Genomic DNA, 14,791 nt, shown 5'->3' on the forward strand with positions numbered 1-14,791 from the left:
CTATTCCCCTCTACCTTTATATTCGTTGGTTGTGTTGTTTTTATCTTGTTTTGTTGGGGGGGGGGGGGGGGCCCCGGGGGGGGGGGGGGGGCCCCCCCCCCCCCCCCCCCACGTCTGGTCGCTGTCGGTCAGTGGGCGTCGGTCGCCCGGACCACCACCGCCGAGTTGTACCCGCCGTTGCCCCGGGCCAGCACCAGCGCGGTGCGGACGACCGCCGTGCGGGGCTCCCGCCGGACCAGGTCCAGCCGGTAGTCGGTCGGGACGTCCCGCACCTGGGCGGTGGGCGGGATGACACCGTCCCGGATGGACAGCAGGGCGCAGACGACGTCCAGCGGGCCCGCGCCCGCGTAGAGCCGCCCGGTGAGCGTCTTCGGCGCCGTCACCGGCACCCCGTGCGGGCCGAACACCTCGGCCAGCGCCCCGGCCTCCTGCCCGTCGAGCGCCGGCAGGCCGGCGGCGTCGGCGTAGACCACGTCGACCTCCGCCGGGGTCACGCCGGCGTCATCGAGCGCCAGCCGGATCGCCCGCGCCAGGTTGGCCGGGCGTCCGCTGCCCGGTGGGGGGTCGAAGGTCGCCGCGTACCCGGCGAACTCGCCGTACCACCGGGCCGCCCCGCGCTCGCGGGCCGCCCTTGCGTCCTCGAGCACGAGGAAGGCGCCGCCCTCACCGGGCACGTACCCGTCGGCCGCCGCGTCGAACGGCAGGTAGCACCGCCCGGGGTCGGCCGACCGGCTGATCCGGTCGCTCGACAGGTGGGCGACCCACCCCCAGGGGTCGAAGGAGGACTCCATGCCGCCGGTCAGCGTCAGCGGCGTGCCCCGGCGCAGCGTACGGCGGGCGTGTGCCACCGCGTCCAGGCCACCGGCCTGCTCGGCCACCACCACGCTGCCCGGCCCCCGCATCCCGTGCCGGATGGAGATCTGCCCGGTGTTGGCCGCGTTGAACCAGGCGAACGACTCGTAGACGCTGACGTGCTCGGGGCCCGACGTCCAGAGCTTCTGGATCTCCCGATGGGTGAACTCGAACCCGCCGGTCGCGTTGGAGCTGATCACACTCATGTCGAAGTCCGGCAGCGCCTTCGGGTCGACCCCGGCGTCATCGAGCGCCTGGTCGGCGGCGACGAGCGCGAGCTGGGTCACCCGGTCGGTCTGCGGCAGCAGCCGGCTGGAGAGATGCTTTCGGGCCTCGAACGCCTGGATCTGGCCGGCCAGCCGGGCCGGGTAGGCGGCCGGGTCGAACCGGGCCAGCGGCCCGATCCCGCTGCGCCCCTCCAGCGTGGCTTGCCAGTACTCCTCGGTGCTCATCCCGTTGGGGGCGAGCACCCCGAGCCCGGTGAAGACCGCCGTCATGCGTTCACCCCTCGCCACTTGCGCAGCACCATCGCGCTCTGGAAACCGCCGAACCCGCTGCCGACCGTGACCGCGGTGTCGACCACGTGGTCGCGCGCCGTGAGGGGCACGTAGTCCAGGTCGCACTCCGGGTCCTTCTCGTGCAGGTTCGCCGTCGGCGGCACGACACTGTGCTCGATGGCGAGCGCGCAGGCCGCGATCTCGATCGACCCGATCGCGCCGAGCGAGTGGCCGATCATGGATTTGATCGAGCTGACCGGCACCTCGTAGGCGTGCTGGCCGAGCACCCGCTTGAACGCGCCGGTCTCGTGCCGGTCGTTCTGCTTGGTGCCCGAGCCGTGCGCGTTGATGTAGTCCACGTCCTGCGGGCCGACCCCGGCCTCCCGCATCGCCGCGCTCATGGCCTCGGCCATCTCGCGGCCGTCCGGGTGCAGCGCCGTCATGTGGTACGCGTTGCAGCGGTTGGCGAACCCGGCAATCTCCGCGTAGATGTGCGCGCCCCGGCGGCGGGCGTGCTCGTACTCCTCCAACACGAACATCGCCGCGCCCTCCGCGATGACGAACCCGTTGCGGGTGCGGTCGAACGGCCGCGCCGCGTGCTCCGGATCGTCGTTGCGGGGGGTGGTCGCCTTCAGCGCGTCGAAACAGGCGACCGCGAGCGGGGAGATGGCCGCCTCGGTCGCCCCGGTGACCGCCACGTCCACCCGACCCTCCGAGATGAGCTGGTAGGCGTGGCCCACCGAGTCCATCCCCGAGGTGCATCCGGTGGACACCACCCCCACCGGGCCCTCCGCGCCCACCTCCCAGGCCACCTCCGTGGCGATGGTGGTCGGTGTGAAGTGGTTGAACAGGTGCGGTGAGGCGTAGCGGTGGTCCACCACCCAGTCCCGGCCGGTGTCGGAGAGCACCAGGTACTCCTGCTCCAGGCTGGTGGCCGCCCCGACGGCCGTGCCGATGCTCACCGCGAGCCGCCCGCGGTCGACCCCGTCGAGGTCGAGCCCGCTGTCCTGGAGGCTCTCCCGGGTGCAGGCGATGGCGAACTGGGTCGCCCGGTCCATCCGGCGGATCTCCCGGTGGCGCAGGCCGCGCAGCGCCGGGTCGAAGTCGCACTCGGCGGCCACCTGCGAGCGGAACGCCCCCGGATCGAAGGCGCTGATCCGGCGGGTGGCGGTCCGCCCGGCGGTCAGCAGTTCCCAGAACCCCTTCGTGTAGTCCCCGCCGGGAGCCACCACGCCGATCCCGGTGATCACCGTCCGTCTGGCCACGACATTCCTCCTCGTGTGGGCCGCGTCCCGATGCCCGACAGGTCAGGCCGCACGAGCGACCATGTCGAGCAGCGCGCGGGGGGTCTCGGCGGTGGCGATCTCCTCGTCCGCGATCTTGACCCCGTACTCGTGGTTGATCCGGCTCGCCGTCTCCATCAACGCCAGCGAGTCGTAGCCCAGGTCGTTGAACGGAGTGTCGAGGATGTCGCCCCCGAGGTCGACGGACTCGTCCTCGCCTGCGCACTCGGCGAGGATCCTGCGCAGATCGTCGATCGTCATTTCCCGTCACTTTCCCTTCGCGCACCGGTCCCGGAGGGACAGTCGTCGTACTGTGCGAGCCTGCTGGGCGGGCCTGGATCCGCGATGGTGCTCAGCTCGACTCCCGCTCGAACATCCGCAGCCCAGTCGGGCACCCGCTCGATCTCCAGCAGCGCCGCGCTCCAGGCGAAGCCGCCGCCCACGCCGAGCATCAGCACCCGGTCCCCGGCCCGCACCTGGCCGTGCTCCACGAGCCGGTTGAGCCCGGCGAACTGGTCGCCCGCGCCGAGGTGACCGATGCCCCGGCTCCACGACCAGGTGGTGCGGTCGGGGTCGATGCCGAAGCGCCGGAAGAAGTTGACGTCCATCCGTCGCCGACCGAAGTGCGGCAGCACGAACCGGTCGACATCGCCGATCTTCATCCCGGCCTCGTCGAGGGCGGCGGTCAGGCACTCGGTGTGCCGTAGGGCCATCAGCACCACCGTCCGCTTGCCCAGCGGCGTACGGAGGAACGCCTGGGTGGTCTCCTCCACGTCGACGGGGCGGCGGACGGCGAACGGCACCGCCCCCCACGGATCCTCGCCGCGGTGCATCTGCTCCAGGTCCGGCTCGGCCACCGTCACCAGCGACACCAGCCGGGCGAAGCCCTCGCCCCGGGTGACCACCACGGCGCTCGCCCCGTCGGCCAGCACGGTGCCCGGGTCGGAGCGCCAGCGGTCCAGGCCCGGCGGGCAGAACCGGTCCCCGGTGGTGAGCAGCGCGGCCCGCCCGCCGGTGGCCCGCAGGTGGGCCGCCGCCAGTTCGAGCGAGGCCATCCCGCCGTTGGAGGTCTGCCGGATCTCCACCGCCGGGCACCGGTTGCCGACGGCCACCCGCTGCACGTACGACGCCGGGGCCCACATGTCATGGCCCTGGTAGTACGACGAGGAGTGCAGGATCAGGCCGATCTCGTCCGGCCCGAGGCCGGCCCGGTCCAGCGCCAGGCGGGCCGCCCGGGCGGCCATCTCCGGCGGCGGGTCCTCCGCCACGGTCACGCCGGTCACCTGCATCCGCCGGACCGCCACCGGGCCCACCAGCCCACGGGCGACCGCGACCTCCGCCGGCATGACCGGTGGCAGCCAACTGGCGCAGGCACTCAGATAGATGTCGTCCCATCGCACGGGCGCAGGCCTCCCCGGCAGTGTCGGTCAGCGACGTCGGCGAGCCTCGCGGCAGGTCGTGGAAGCGCGGTGGAGCCGCGCTCTAGCCAACCTCGAAGGGGCCGGGGCAGCGTGACCGGGCGGTACCGACCGGACTGGAGGCTTGCCGGAAATGTCAGCGCCCGAACGTGAGCAGGTCCTTCTCTTCCCCGGCCAGGGTTCGCAGCACACCCGCATGGCGGCCGGGCTCTACGACCACGACCCGGTGTTCACCGAGCACGTCGACCGGGCGCTGGCGCTCTTCGACGACCCGCGGCTGCGCGACGCCTGGCTCTCCGACACCCCCCGGGTGGCCCTGGACCACGTCACCATGGCGCAGCCGCTGCTGTTCAGCGTCGGCTACGCGCTCGGTGCCATGGTGCTGAGCTGGGGCGTACGCCCGGCCGCGCTGCTCGGGCACAGCGTCGGCGAGCTGGTCGCGGCGACCCTGGCCGGCGTGTTCGACGTGGCCGACTCGGTGGCGCTGATGCGGGACCGGGTCGACCGTCTCGCGGACACCCCGCGCGGTGGCATGCTGACCGTCTCGGCGACGGTGGACGATGTCGCGCCCTACCTGCGCCGGCATCCGCAGGTGGCCGTCGGCGCGGTCAACGCGCCCCGGCAGACCGTGCTGGCCGGCTTCGAGGGCCCCTTGGGTGCCGTCGCCGGTGACCTGCGCGCGGACGGCTTCACCGTGCTGCCGGTGGCCGCGCTCAGCGCCTTCCACAGCCCGGTCCTGGCGCCGCTGTTCGAGGACCCGGGCCCACTGGCCGGGTGCGTGCCACAGGCGCCCCGGATCCCGCTCTGGTCCGCCTTCGCCGTCGACCGGCTCGACGCCCGCACGGTCACCGACCGGGCGCTGTGGCTGACCCAGCCGGTCGCCCCGGTGCACTTCTGGTCCGCCCTGGACAAGCTGCTCGCCGGCGGGCCGTACCTGCTGACCGACGTCGGACCCAGCCAGGGGCTGGCGATGATCGCCCGCCGGCACGCCGGGGTCAAGCGGGGCGGCAGCGCCGTCGCGGCGTTGCTGCCCGCCCGTCCGGGCACCGCCGAGGCGGACCGGGACGCGGTACGCCGGTGGCGCGACCGGGTCCGGGAGGAGGGCCACCGGCTGCGCCACGACCCGGACCCCGTCCCCCTCGGGTGACCGGTTCCAGCGGGGGTCCAGCCGCGCTCCAGCGTTGCCCCGGATGGTCGCGACAGCGCCCGAGCGGCGGTGCGCCGGTCGACCGGCCGTGGCGTACGGCCGGCCCGACGTCGGCGGCCGGCGCGCGCCCGGGGTCGTGGTGGACCGGCGGGAGCCGGCGATGTCGACCGTTGGAAAGGGAGCCCGTCATGCGTCTGGGAGTCAACCTCGTCTATCAGGGGGCCGGTGAGCTGGCGCGGGAGGCCGAGCGTCTCGGCTACGACCTCGCGCTGGCGTCGGAGGGCTACAAGTCGGACGCGCCCAGCGTCCTCGGGTTGGTGGCCGGGCAGACCAGCCGGATCGGCCTGGCCTCCGGCGTGATGCAGATCCCCGCCCGGCAGCCCGGCGCCGCCGCCCTCACCGCCGCCACCCTCGACGCGCTCAGCGGCGGCAGGTTCCGGCTCGGCCTCGGGGTGTCCAACCCGCACGTCTCCGACGGGTGGTACGGCGTCCGGTTCGACCACCCGCTGGGGCGCACCCGGGAGTACGTGGAGATCGTCCGCCGGGCGCTGGCCGGCGGCCCGGTGAGCCACCAGGGCAAGCACTTCGCCCTCCCCGCGTGGGGCCAGCAGGGCGCCCCGCTGCACCTGTTCACCGAGCCGCTGAATCCCGCGCTGCCGATCTACCTCGGCGCCGTCGGGCCGCAGAGCCTCCGGCTGGCCGGCGAGATCGCCGACGGTTGGCTCAGCGGGTTCACCACCCCCGAGCTGGTGGCCCGGTCGGTGGGGGAGCTCCGGGCCGGCCGGGCGCGGCGGGGCAGGGATCTGACCGGCTTCGAGGTGGTGCCGTTCGTGGCGATGTCGGTGGCCGACGACGTGGCCACCGCCGCCGACAGCCTCCGGGCCCACTACGCCTACCTGCTGGGCATCGGCGACCCGAAGGACAACTTCTACTGCCGGCTGGCCGGGGAGATGGGCTTCGATCGGGACATCCTGGCGTTCCGGGACCGGCTGCTGGCCGGGGACCGGCGGGGGGCGGCCGCGGCCGTGCCGGCCGGGTTCGTCGACCGCACCGCGCTGCTCGGGCCGGTGGACCGGATCGCCGACCGGATGCGGGAGTTCGCCGACGCCGGGGTGACCGTGCTCAGCATCATGGTGTCCGCGAACGACACCGACCTGCCGGGCCGGTTGGAGATCCTGCGGCAGGCGGCGACGGCGGCCGAGCGGGCCGCCTGACGCGTACCACCGTCGTCGACGTCGCCCCGCGCCCCGTGTCGCGGGGCGACGTCGTGTCGGCACGGGGAGGGCCGGGCGGCGGGCCGGGCGCCCACCGCGAGCCGTCCGGCCCCGCACGCCGGGGACCGGAACGACCCGTGCCCCGCCGGTGAACCGGCGGGGCACGGGCGTCCGTCCGTGGCGGCTCAGCCGGCCCGCCGCCAGTACACGCTGTAGTCGTCGATGGCCTCCACCGGGTCCGTGATGCCCTCCCGGTCCCGGAACTCCTCCACCGCCTTGCGGCAGGCGGGGATGCAGTAGTCGTCGATGATCACGAAGCCGCCGGGCGATAGCTTCGGGTACAGGTTGACCAGCGCGTCCATCGTCGACTCGTACAGGTCGCCGTCGAGCCGCATCACGGCCAGCTTCTCGATGGGCGCGGTGGGCAGGGTGTCCCGGAACCAGCCGGGCAGGAAACGGACCTGGTCGTCGAGCAGGTCGTACCGGGCGAAGTTGGCCCGCACGGTGTCCATCGACACGCCCAGCACGTCGTTGCGCTGGTGCAGCGCCATCTCCTTGTCCATGGCATGGCCGTCCTCGCCCGGGTCGGGGATTCCCTCGAAGGAGTCCGCGACCCAGACCCGCCGGTCCTCGACGTCGTGCGCGCGGAGCACCGCGCGGGCGAGGATGCAGACCCCGCCGCGCCACACCCCGGTCTCGATGAAGTCGCCCGGCACGCCGTCGGCGATGACGCGTTCCAGGCACTCGCGGACGTTGCGGATCCGCTTCAGCCCCACCATGCTGTGCGCGACGCTCGGCCAGTCGACCCCGTTCTCGCGCAGCTGCGGGTTGAAGTTCTCCTCCGGCACCCAGACGTTCGGAATCGGGGCGTCCCCGTAGATCACGTTCGTGACCACCTTCTCGAACAGGTCGAGATAGAGACGCCGGGTCGTGTCAGTCATCTGCCGTCCCTCGTTCCTCGGATGTCGTGCGGCTCGCGTACCCCACGCTCGTCGTCCGCGACGCTGATGGCCTGCACCGGGCAGGCGAAGACCGCCTCGCGCACGAGCGGATCGGCGCCGTCGTCCTCCCGTCCGGGCTCGACCATGCTCAGGCCGTCCTCGTCCTCGGTGAAGATGTCCGGTGCGGTCATGACGCACTGACCGGCGCTCATGCACCGCTCCCGGTCAACGGTGATCCGCATGCCCCAGCTCCTCCCTGATGCCCCTGCTCACCACGTGACCAGCAGCTCGACCGGCCCCTGGACGGTGTCGGCGGGTGGCATCGGCACCTCGTCGGCCGGCAGGGCGAGACGGATGTCCGGGATCCGCTCGAAGAGGGTGCGCAGGCTGATCTCGATCTCCGCGCGGGCCAGGTTCTGGCCGACGCACTGGTGGATGCCGTGGCCGAAGGCGAAGTGGTGCCGGGCCGACCGCGACCAGCTCAGCTCGTCCGGCGACGGGTACATCTCCCCGTCCCGGTTCATCAGGGAGTTCGAGAAGACCACCGGGTCGTCGGCCCGGATCGTCTGGGCGCCGATCTCGATGTCGCCGGTCGCCACCCGCAGCACGCCCTCGGCGACCGACTGGAAGCGCAGCAGCTCCTCCACCGCCGTCGGCATCAGCGACGGGTCGGCCCGTAGCTGCGCGAGCTGCTCGGGGTGCTGCAACAGGGTGAACGTGCTCAGCGAGATCATGCTGGCGGTGGTGTCGTAGCCGGCCAGCAGCAGGAGCACCACGATGCCGATCAGCTCGTGCCGCGGGATCGTGTTGTTGCGGGCCTGGTCCTCCAGCAGGTCGCTGAGCAGGTCGCCGGTGGTCTTCTCGGCCTCCTTGCGGTCGAACAGCTCACCCAGGTACTTCTGCAACTGGATGCTCGCGTCCTGCGCCTCCTCGTTGGAGGAGCTGCGCAGCACCCGGTACACCCGGTCCTTGAAGAACTCGTTCTCGTCGTACGGCACGCCGAGCAGGGAGCAGACCGTCTGCGAGGAGACCGCCACCGCCAGGTCCTCCGTGATGTCGGCCGGCGGCCCCTTCTCCAGCATCCGGTCCACGCACCCGTCGACGGTCTCCTGGATGTGCGGTCGCAGCGAGGACACCCGCTTGTAGCTGAAGCTGGGGATCAGGCCCCGGCGGTGCACCTTGTGATCAGCGCCGTCCACGCCCAACAGCGGGGTGCGGAACTCCTGGCTGCCGGCGAACCGGGGGGCCGGGAACGGGAAGTTCGGGTGCTGCTGGTCGGAGGAGATCCGCGGGTCGTTGAGCAGCCGGCGACCGACCGCGTGCCCGGTGACGAGCCACGCCTCGCGCCCGTCGTACAGCCGGATCCGGCCCAGCGGCCGGTTCTCGCGCAGTGACCGGTACCCCTCCGCCGGGTCGTACGGGCAGGTGCGGTCCTGTGGCCAGGCCACGACTTCTGTCATGGGGATCCTCACTAGGTAGAGCGTGCTGGCCATCGCCGCCGGGCCGCCCGCTGTGGGGCCGTGGCCTCCCCGCGCTCGGCGGGCCGGAGTGTGCGACGCCCTCGGTCCGGCCGATCGTGGGCCGGTGGGGTCGCGGCCAGCTCGAAAGCGGCTAGAACAGGGCCGCCCGCCGCGCCGGCGCCGTCCCCCGCCGGTGCTCCACCCGAGGTCCACCGCTGCTCTAGCCCGCCTGCCGAGACTTCTCGGCGGACTCCCGCCCCGCGTGCGGAATCCACCGTCGACCGTCATCGAGCTGATGCTCGTTCCGAGAGAAGAGCGTGATGACCACCGCACCGGACAAGGCAGTCAGGTTCCCGTTCGACGTCAGTGAGCTGGACGTACCCGAAGAGTTCGCCGCGCTTCGCGCGGACCGCCCGGTGCTGCGGGTCGAACTGCCCTTCGGCAGCGAGGGCTGGCTGGTCAGCCGGTACGAGGACGTCCGGACGGTGCTGAGCGACCCCCGGTTCTCCCGGGCGGCGACGGTGGGCGCCGACATCCCCCGGACCAGCCCACCGACCACCCAGCCGGGGAACCTGATGGCGATGGACCCGCCGGAGCACACCCGGCTGCGTCGGCTCGTCGCCAGCGGCTTCACCAACCGCAACATCCAGCGGTGGGAGCCCCGGATCGGCCAGGTGGTGGCCGAACTGATCACCGACATGCGCCGGCACGGGGCACCGGTCGACCTGGTCGAGCACTACTCCGGGCTGTTGCCGGTGACCGTGGTGTGCGAGCTGCTCGGGGTCCCGGTCGCCGACCGTCGGCTGTTCCAGCGCTTCGCCGAGATCGTCTTCGCCACCACGGCCGCGACCGCCGAGGAGATGGCCCAGGCCGGCGCGGACCTGACGGAGTACCTCGCCGCGCACATCGCCCGCCGCCGGGAGAAGCCCGAGGACGACCTGATCTCGCAGCTCGTCGCGGTCCGGGACGAGGACGAGGACCGGCTCAGCGAGGAGGAGCTGATCGCCATGGCCGGCAGCATCCTGGTCGCCGGCCACGAGAGCACCGCCAACGAGATCTCGAACTTCGTCTACACCCTGCTCACCTCCGGCTCGTGGGCGCAGCTCGTGGCGCGCCCGGACCGGCTGGACACGGCCATCGAGGAGTTGCTGCGCTACGTCGCCCTGGGCAGCGGCTACAGCCCGCCCCGCATCGCCCTGGAGGACCTGGAACTGGGCGGGCAGCTCATCCGGGCGGGCGAGTCGGTCATCGCGAACCTGATCTCCGCGAACCGGGACGAGGCGACGTTCGAGGGGGCCGACCGGCTGGACCTCGACCGTCGGCACAACCCGCACCTGTCGTTCGGGTTCGGCCCCCACCACTGCCTAGGCGCGCAGTTGGCCCGGCTGGAACTGCGGGTCGGGCTCGGCGCGTTGCTGCGGGAGTTCCCGGCGCTGGACTTCGCCACCGACGCGCAGGGCGTCGTCTGGCGGGTGGGCACCCGGGCCCGGGGCCCACGGGAGATGCTGATCCGCTGGTGAGCCGGGCGGGCCGGCGCGCCCGCCCCCCGATCGGCCGGGGACACCGGCGGGCGAAGGAGAAGCACGTGACGCAGGTCGAGGCGCGTGGACTGGTGGCACCGGGGTACGAGGAGGTGGCGCGGGCCTTCGCGCGGAACTTCGAGGAGGGCGCCGAGGTCGGCGCCGCGGTGACCGTCTACCGCCGGGGTCGCCCGGTGGTGGAGCTGTGGCGGGGCGTCGCGAACCCGGAGACGGGCCGCCCCTGGCGGCGCGACACCATGGCCGTGCTCGCCTCGCTCAGCAAGACGCTGGTGACCGGGGCGGCGCTGATGCTCACCGAGCGCGGAGTCCTGGACCTGGACGTGCCCGTCGCGCACTGGTGGCCGGAGTTCGCCGCCGAGGGCAAGGGCGGGATCACCCTGCGCATGGTGCTCAGCCACCGGTCCGGCGTCGTCGCGCTCGACCACCGGCCCATCACCTACGAGGCGCTGCGCACCGGGACCCCCGTCGTGGAGGCGCTCGCCGCCGCCCGCCCCGAGTGGCCGCCGGGCACGGCGCACGGGTACCACGCCACCACCTTCGGGCACCTCGTCGGCGAACTGGTCCGCCGGACCACCGGACTGACCGTGGGGCGGTTCGTCGCCCGGGAGATCGCCGGACCACTCGGGCTGGACTGCCACATCGGGCTGCCCGCCGACGCGGTCCCACGGCTGGCCACCTCGCTGCCGTCGCAGGCCGAGACGTTGATGAGCGGCGGGGAGAACCCGGGCACCAGCGCGCTGCTGGCGGCGCTGGCCGACCCTGCCTCGCTGGCCCACCGGGTGAGCATCAGCAGCATGGCCGCCGACCCGATGCTGATGGACGAGGTGACCCGGGTGCAGGTGGAGAACCCGTCGTACGACGGGGTGGCCAGCGCCACCGCGCTGGCCCGCTTCTTCGCCGCGCTGATCGGGGAGGTCGACGGTGTCCGGCTGATCGGGCCGGGCCTGGTCGCCGAACTCCGGCGGGTGCACTCCACCGGGCCGTGCCGGTGCCTGCTGCTGCCGGCCACCTGGGGGCTGGGCGTCATGGTGCCCGACGGCCCGCAGTTCCCGGCCGACGCCGGGCTCGGCACCGCGTTCGGTCTCTCGGGCGCCAACGGGGCGTTCGCCTTCGCCGACCCCGAGCACGAGCTGTCCTTCGGGTACCTGCCCAACCGGGGCTCGGCGGAGCTCGGCGTGCTGGACGCCCGGACGCGGCGGTTGGTCGCCGCCACGTACCGGAGCCTGGCGGACGCGGCCTGACGGCGGCGATCCCGTGGCGCACACCGGCCGACCGGGCCGACCGCGCAGGCCCGCGGCCCGGTGCCGGCCGAGCCGCGGTTCCCGGTGCCTCGGCCGGGCCCCGGATCGCCGCCCGCGACCCGGTTTGCCCCCTGATCGTCCACATGGCCCGTGTTATCGTTCGGGGGTGACTGCCGGGTCGGCCATGTGCCACGAGCGAGTGAGGTTCCCGGCTGACGCGTGATCCTGGCGCGGGCCCGAGGCCCGCCCGGCACCGCTGATCAGCGTCCCCGCTTCCCCCTTCCCACCGTCGGTCCGCGCCCACAGCGCCGCCGGCGTCCGTGGGGTCGTTCCCCCGCGTTCCCGGTCGGCCAGGCCGGCCGGGCGTCCCCGTACGGAGACCTGCCGGCCCGCCGCCGGTCGGTCCCGCGCGCCCTTTTCCGCCACGGTGGACGCCGCCTGCCGGCGCCCGTGGCCTGTCGTCCCGTGTGGAGGAAAACGTATGACCATTGATCTCGACCAGCGCGTCGTGGAGGAGTTTCGGAGCAACCGGGGCCGGGTGAGCGGGCCGCTGGCCGGCAGCCGCCTGCTGCTGCTGAGCACCAGGGGTGGCGACGGCGGCCAGCGCCGTACCACCCCCGTGGAGTTCGTGCACGACGGTGGGCGACGCACCCTGATCGTCGCGGTGCCGGACCGTGCGGGAGCCCTGCCTGGCTGGTACGAGGACCTGCGGGCCGGCTCCCGGGTGGGGGTGGAGAACGGCGTCTTCACCCTGGAGGCCGAGGCCGTCACCCTGGACGGGGCGGAGCGCGAGGAGATCTTCGCCCGCCTGGTCGAGGCGGAGCCCGGCCTCGCCGAGGCGCAGGACCGGCTGGGCGCGCCGATCCCCGTCGTGGCCCTCAACCCGGTCAGCGGCCGGCCGAGCGGGTCGTCCTGGTCGGAGGACCTCAAGCTCATCCACGACGCGTTCCGGCGTGAGCTGGCGCTGATCCGCACCGAGCTGGCCGGGGCGGGCCCGAGCCTCGGCGCCCAGCTCCGGATCAACTGCCTGACCCTGTGCGGCGGCCTGGGCCACCACCACACCAGTGAGGACGCCCAGATGCTTCCGGTGGTGGGCGAGCACCACCCGGAGCTGGCCGGGGTCATCGCGGAGCTGCGGGCCGAGCACGAGGCGATGGCGAAGCTGCTCGCCGAGCTTCAGGCCGTGATCAGCGCGGACCGTCCGGACACCGCCCAGGTCCGGGCCGAGGTCGAGCGGCTCACCGCCCAGGTGGAGGCGCACCTCGACCACGAGGAGGCGGAGCTGCTGCCGCTGCTGGACGCGCTGGCGCCGAACTGAGGCGGCCCGCCGGCCGGCGGCCCATCGGTCAGGGCCGCCGGCCGGCGTGTGGCCCCTGGCGGGCCGCCCGGGCCAGGGCGGCCAGGCCGGGTTGGAGCAGCGCCGTGGCGAGCTGGTCCCGCCAGCTGGGCTGCGCCGGCAGGCCGGCGGACCGCCAGCGGTCGTGCCCCAGGACGCTGAACGAGGGCCGCCGCGCCGGGCGGGGGAACTGGTCGGTGGTGGTCGGCCGCACCCGGTCGGGGTCGAGGCCGGCCTCGGCGAAAACCGCGCGGGCCAGCCCGTACCAGGTCGTCTGCCCGGCCGCCGTGCCGTGGTAGGTCCCCGCCGGCGCGGCGCCGGCACGGGCCGCCGCGCCGAGGGCCGCAAGCTGGTCGGCGAGGGCCGCCGACCAGGTCGGCTGGCCGCGCTGGTCGTCGACCACGGAGAGGGTGTCCCGGGCGGCGGCCTGCCGCAGCATGGTTCCGACGAAGCCGTCGCCTCGCCCCGTGTAGAGCCACGCCGTCCGCACCACGTAGCCGTGTTCCGGCAGGAACCGGGCCACGGCGCGCTCGCCGACCAGCTTGCTCCGCCCGTACGCGTTCACCGGGGCGGGTGGCTCGTCCTCCCGGCGGGGCGCGGCGCCCTCGCCGGAGAAGACGTAGTCGGTCGAGACGTGCAGCAGCCGGGCGCCCGTGGCGGCGCAGGCGCGGGCGAGCCCCGCGACGGCGTCGCCGTTGACCGCCGCCGCCCGCTCCGGCGCGCTCTCCGCCGCGTCCACGTCGGTCCAGGCGGCCGCGTTCACCACGACGTCGTGGCCGACCACGGCGGCGGCCACCGCGTCCGGGTCGCAGATGTCCAGGGCCACGCGCGGGGCGGCGGTGACCCGCGCGGCCGGATCGGCGCGCAACCGCGCGACGAGGTCGCGGCCGAGGCCGCCGCCGGCCCCCGTGACCAGCCAGCGGATCACCGGGGCCTGCGGCGGGCCCGGAGGGACGACATCAGCGGCGGTACGCGGTGGTGAACCGCATGACCGCGGTCCACACGATCCGGCCCGCCTCGTCGCGGATCTCGTCGACGGCGTCGAACACGGCCCGCTTGGCCTCGGCCCGCCGGTCCTCCGGGATCGCCTCGGTGGCGGCCCGGGCGGCCATCGACTCCATCCACGACCACCAGTGCTCGGGGGTGGGGAAGACGTTGTCGTACTGGCGCTCGACGTGGTCGATGCCGGTGTAGCCGGTCAGCTCCATCTGCGAGATCAGCCAGTCCGACCAGCTACGCGGGTTGGTGTGCGGCAGCGGGTCGGGCGGCGGCTGCTGCGGCATGAAGGAGATGAGGGTGTCGGCCACCGGCATCCAGCGCAGCCGGTCGTTGGCCACGAAGGTGCTCAGCGACAGGCGCCCGCCCGGCCGCAGGATCTTCGCGTAGTGGCGGAGCGCCCCGGGGATGTCCGGCAGCAGGAAGGCCACCAGGCTGCCCAGGATGAGGTCGACGCTGCCGGGCGCAGCCTCCGGCGCCTCGGCGTCGCCGACCCGCACCTCGACCGAGTCCAGGCCCCGCCGCTTCGCCTCCTGGCCGGTCAGCGTCACCATTCCGGGGGCGAGGTCGATCCCGAGGACGCGGCCCGTCGGGCCGACCGCCTCGGCCGCCGGGAACAGCGCGGCACCCCGCCCGCAACCGACGTCCAGGACGTGTTCCCCCGGCTTGGGAGAGGCATGCTCGACGAGATGACGGCCCACGTCGGCGAAGAAGTCGACATGCGTTCCGTAGGTCTCCGAGGCCCGATCGAACAGGCCGGCGAGATTCTGCTTCTGCTGGTTGCCGTTCACGACGCTGAGCGTCCCACAACGGAGTCCGGATATCCCGCCCCCTCGATCCCGGCTGTACCGGTTCTCTAGCCGTC

The 14,791-nt window shown here is 73.7% G+C and carries 14 protein-coding genes; 5 read left to right on the forward strand and 9 right to left on the reverse strand.

The annotated features are described in order from the left end of the window. Positions 1 to 128 precede the first annotated feature (128 nt). The 4 genes from ABT023_RS22855 to ABT023_RS22870 are packed head-to-tail and all read right to left on the reverse strand — an operon-like array spanning position 129 to position 4,032. Positions 129 to 1,349 carry a ketosynthase chain-length factor gene (locus ABT023_RS22855; RefSeq protein WP_350888427.1) on the reverse strand — a complete coding sequence of 407 codons (1,221 nt, stop codon included), beginning with the start codon at positions 1,347 to 1,349 and terminating at the stop codon, positions 129 to 131. Continuing rightward, entirely contained in the window at positions 1,346 to 2,614 is a 1,269-nt protein-coding gene (locus tag ABT023_RS22860) for a beta-ketoacyl-[acyl-carrier-protein] synthase family protein (RefSeq protein WP_350888428.1), read from the reverse strand. The genes ABT023_RS22855 and ABT023_RS22860 overlap by 4 nt, the downstream gene beginning before the upstream one ends. Positions 2,615 to 2,656: 42 nt before the next feature. Then, positions 2,657 to 2,893: an acyl carrier protein gene (locus ABT023_RS22865; RefSeq protein ID WP_350888429.1), complete on the reverse strand. Its 237-nt coding sequence runs from the start codon at positions 2,891 to 2,893 to the stop codon at positions 2,657 to 2,659. Continuing rightward, the gene (locus ABT023_RS22870) at positions 2,890 to 4,032 is read right to left on the reverse strand and encodes a ketoacyl-ACP synthase III family protein (RefSeq protein ID WP_350888430.1); all 1,143 of its coding nucleotides are present in this window, start codon (positions 4,030 to 4,032) and stop codon (positions 2,890 to 2,892) included. The genes ABT023_RS22865 and ABT023_RS22870 overlap by 4 nt, the downstream gene beginning before the upstream one ends. Before the next feature lie 151 nt (positions 4,033 to 4,183). Between ABT023_RS22870 and ABT023_RS22875 the strand changes: the two genes are divergently transcribed. Together ABT023_RS22875 and ABT023_RS22880 are read left to right on the forward strand one after the other, a co-directional pair. Further along, positions 4,184 to 5,197, forward strand: a complete 1,014-nt coding sequence (locus tag ABT023_RS22875; protein ID WP_350888431.1) for an acyltransferase domain-containing protein — start codon at positions 4,184 to 4,186, stop codon at positions 5,195 to 5,197. Between the two features lie 188 nt (positions 5,198 to 5,385). Further along, positions 5,386 to 6,411, forward strand: coding sequence for an LLM class flavin-dependent oxidoreductase (locus ABT023_RS22880; RefSeq protein ID WP_350888432.1), 1,026 nt, complete (start codon positions 5,386 to 5,388; stop codon positions 6,409 to 6,411). A 185-nt stretch (positions 6,412 to 6,596) separates the two neighbouring features. On the opposite strand, the gene ABT023_RS22885 is transcribed toward ABT023_RS22880, so the two are convergent. From ABT023_RS22885 to ABT023_RS22895, 3 genes are read right to left on the reverse strand one after another with little or no spacing between them, the layout of a single operon-like run. Then, positions 6,597 to 7,352: a TylF/MycF family methyltransferase gene (locus ABT023_RS22885; RefSeq protein WP_350888433.1), complete on the reverse strand. Its 756-nt coding sequence runs from the start codon at positions 7,350 to 7,352 to the stop codon at positions 6,597 to 6,599. Then, entirely contained in the window at positions 7,349 to 7,594 is a 246-nt protein-coding gene (locus ABT023_RS22890; RefSeq protein WP_350888434.1) for a ferredoxin, read from the reverse strand. The genes ABT023_RS22885 and ABT023_RS22890 overlap by 4 nt, the downstream gene beginning before the upstream one ends. A gap of 27 nt (positions 7,595 to 7,621) precedes the next feature. Continuing rightward, on the reverse strand, positions 7,622 to 8,812 hold the full coding sequence (locus ABT023_RS22895; protein WP_350888435.1) for a cytochrome P450: 1,191 nt from the start codon (positions 8,810 to 8,812) through the stop codon (positions 7,622 to 7,624). A gap of 320 nt (positions 8,813 to 9,132) precedes the next feature. Between ABT023_RS22895 and ABT023_RS22900 the strand changes: the two genes are divergently transcribed. The 3 genes from ABT023_RS22900 to ABT023_RS22910 all read left to right on the forward strand — a co-directional run bounded on the left by ABT023_RS22900 (position 9,133) and on the right by ABT023_RS22910 (position 12,912). Then, positions 9,133 to 10,332, forward strand: coding sequence for a cytochrome P450 (locus ABT023_RS22900; RefSeq protein ID WP_350888436.1), 1,200 nt, complete (start codon positions 9,133 to 9,135; stop codon positions 10,330 to 10,332). A gap of 65 nt (positions 10,333 to 10,397) precedes the next feature. Further along, positions 10,398 to 11,594, forward strand: a complete 1,197-nt coding sequence (locus tag ABT023_RS22905; RefSeq protein WP_350888437.1) for a serine hydrolase domain-containing protein — start codon at positions 10,398 to 10,400, stop codon at positions 11,592 to 11,594. Positions 11,595 to 12,075: 481 nt separating this feature from the next. Then, positions 12,076 to 12,912: a nitroreductase/quinone reductase family protein gene (locus tag ABT023_RS22910; RefSeq protein WP_350888438.1), complete on the forward strand. Its 837-nt coding sequence runs from the start codon at positions 12,076 to 12,078 to the stop codon at positions 12,910 to 12,912. A 28-nt stretch (positions 12,913 to 12,940) separates the two neighbouring features. Here ABT023_RS22910 and rfbD read toward each other — a convergent pair whose 3' ends face one another. After that, entirely contained in the window at positions 12,941 to 13,858 is a 918-nt protein-coding gene (gene rfbD / locus ABT023_RS22915) for a dTDP-4-dehydrorhamnose reductase (RefSeq protein ID WP_350888439.1), read from the reverse strand. A 31-nt stretch (positions 13,859 to 13,889) separates the two neighbouring features. Further along, positions 13,890 to 14,717, reverse strand: a complete 828-nt coding sequence (locus tag ABT023_RS22920; RefSeq protein WP_350888440.1) for a class I SAM-dependent methyltransferase — start codon at positions 14,715 to 14,717, stop codon at positions 13,890 to 13,892. Positions 14,718 to 14,791: the final 74 nt, after the last annotated feature.

Origin of the sequence: Micromonospora sp. NPDC002296 (genome assembly GCF_040296145.1) — a bacterium.
In the GTDB taxonomy this organism is placed as follows: Bacteria; Actinomycetota; Actinomycetes; order Mycobacteriales; family Micromonosporaceae; genus Micromonospora.

What these genes read in the sequence shown, in the direction of transcription:
- ABT023_RS22855 (WP_350888427.1), bottom strand. Translation starts at nt 1,349, where the DNA reads ATGACGGCGGTCTTCACCGGGCTCGGGGTGCTCGCCCCCAACGGGATG.
- ABT023_RS22875 (WP_350888431.1), top strand. Translation starts at nt 4,184, where the DNA reads ATGTCAGCGCCCGAACGTGAGCAGGTCCTTCTCTTCCCCGGCCAGGGT.
- ABT023_RS22865 (WP_350888429.1), bottom strand. Translation starts at nt 2,893, where the DNA reads ATGACGATCGACGATCTGCGCAGGATCCTCGCCGAGTGCGCAGGCGAG.
- ABT023_RS22885 (WP_350888433.1), bottom strand. Translation starts at nt 7,352, where the DNA reads ATGACTGACACGACCCGGCGTCTCTATCTCGACCTGTTCGAGAAGGTG.
- ABT023_RS22895 (WP_350888435.1), bottom strand. Translation starts at nt 8,812, where the DNA reads ATGACAGAAGTCGTGGCCTGGCCACAGGACCGCACCTGCCCGTACGAC.
- ABT023_RS22910 (WP_350888438.1), top strand. Translation starts at nt 12,076, where the DNA reads ATGACCATTGATCTCGACCAGCGCGTCGTGGAGGAGTTTCGGAGCAAC.
- ABT023_RS22890 (WP_350888434.1), bottom strand. Translation starts at nt 7,594, where the DNA reads ATGCGGATCACCGTTGACCGGGAGCGGTGCATGAGCGCCGGTCAGTGC.
- ABT023_RS22900 (WP_350888436.1), top strand. Translation starts at nt 9,133, where the DNA reads ATGACCACCGCACCGGACAAGGCAGTCAGGTTCCCGTTCGACGTCAGT.
- ABT023_RS22880 (WP_350888432.1), top strand. Translation starts at nt 5,386, where the DNA reads ATGCGTCTGGGAGTCAACCTCGTCTATCAGGGGGCCGGTGAGCTGGCG.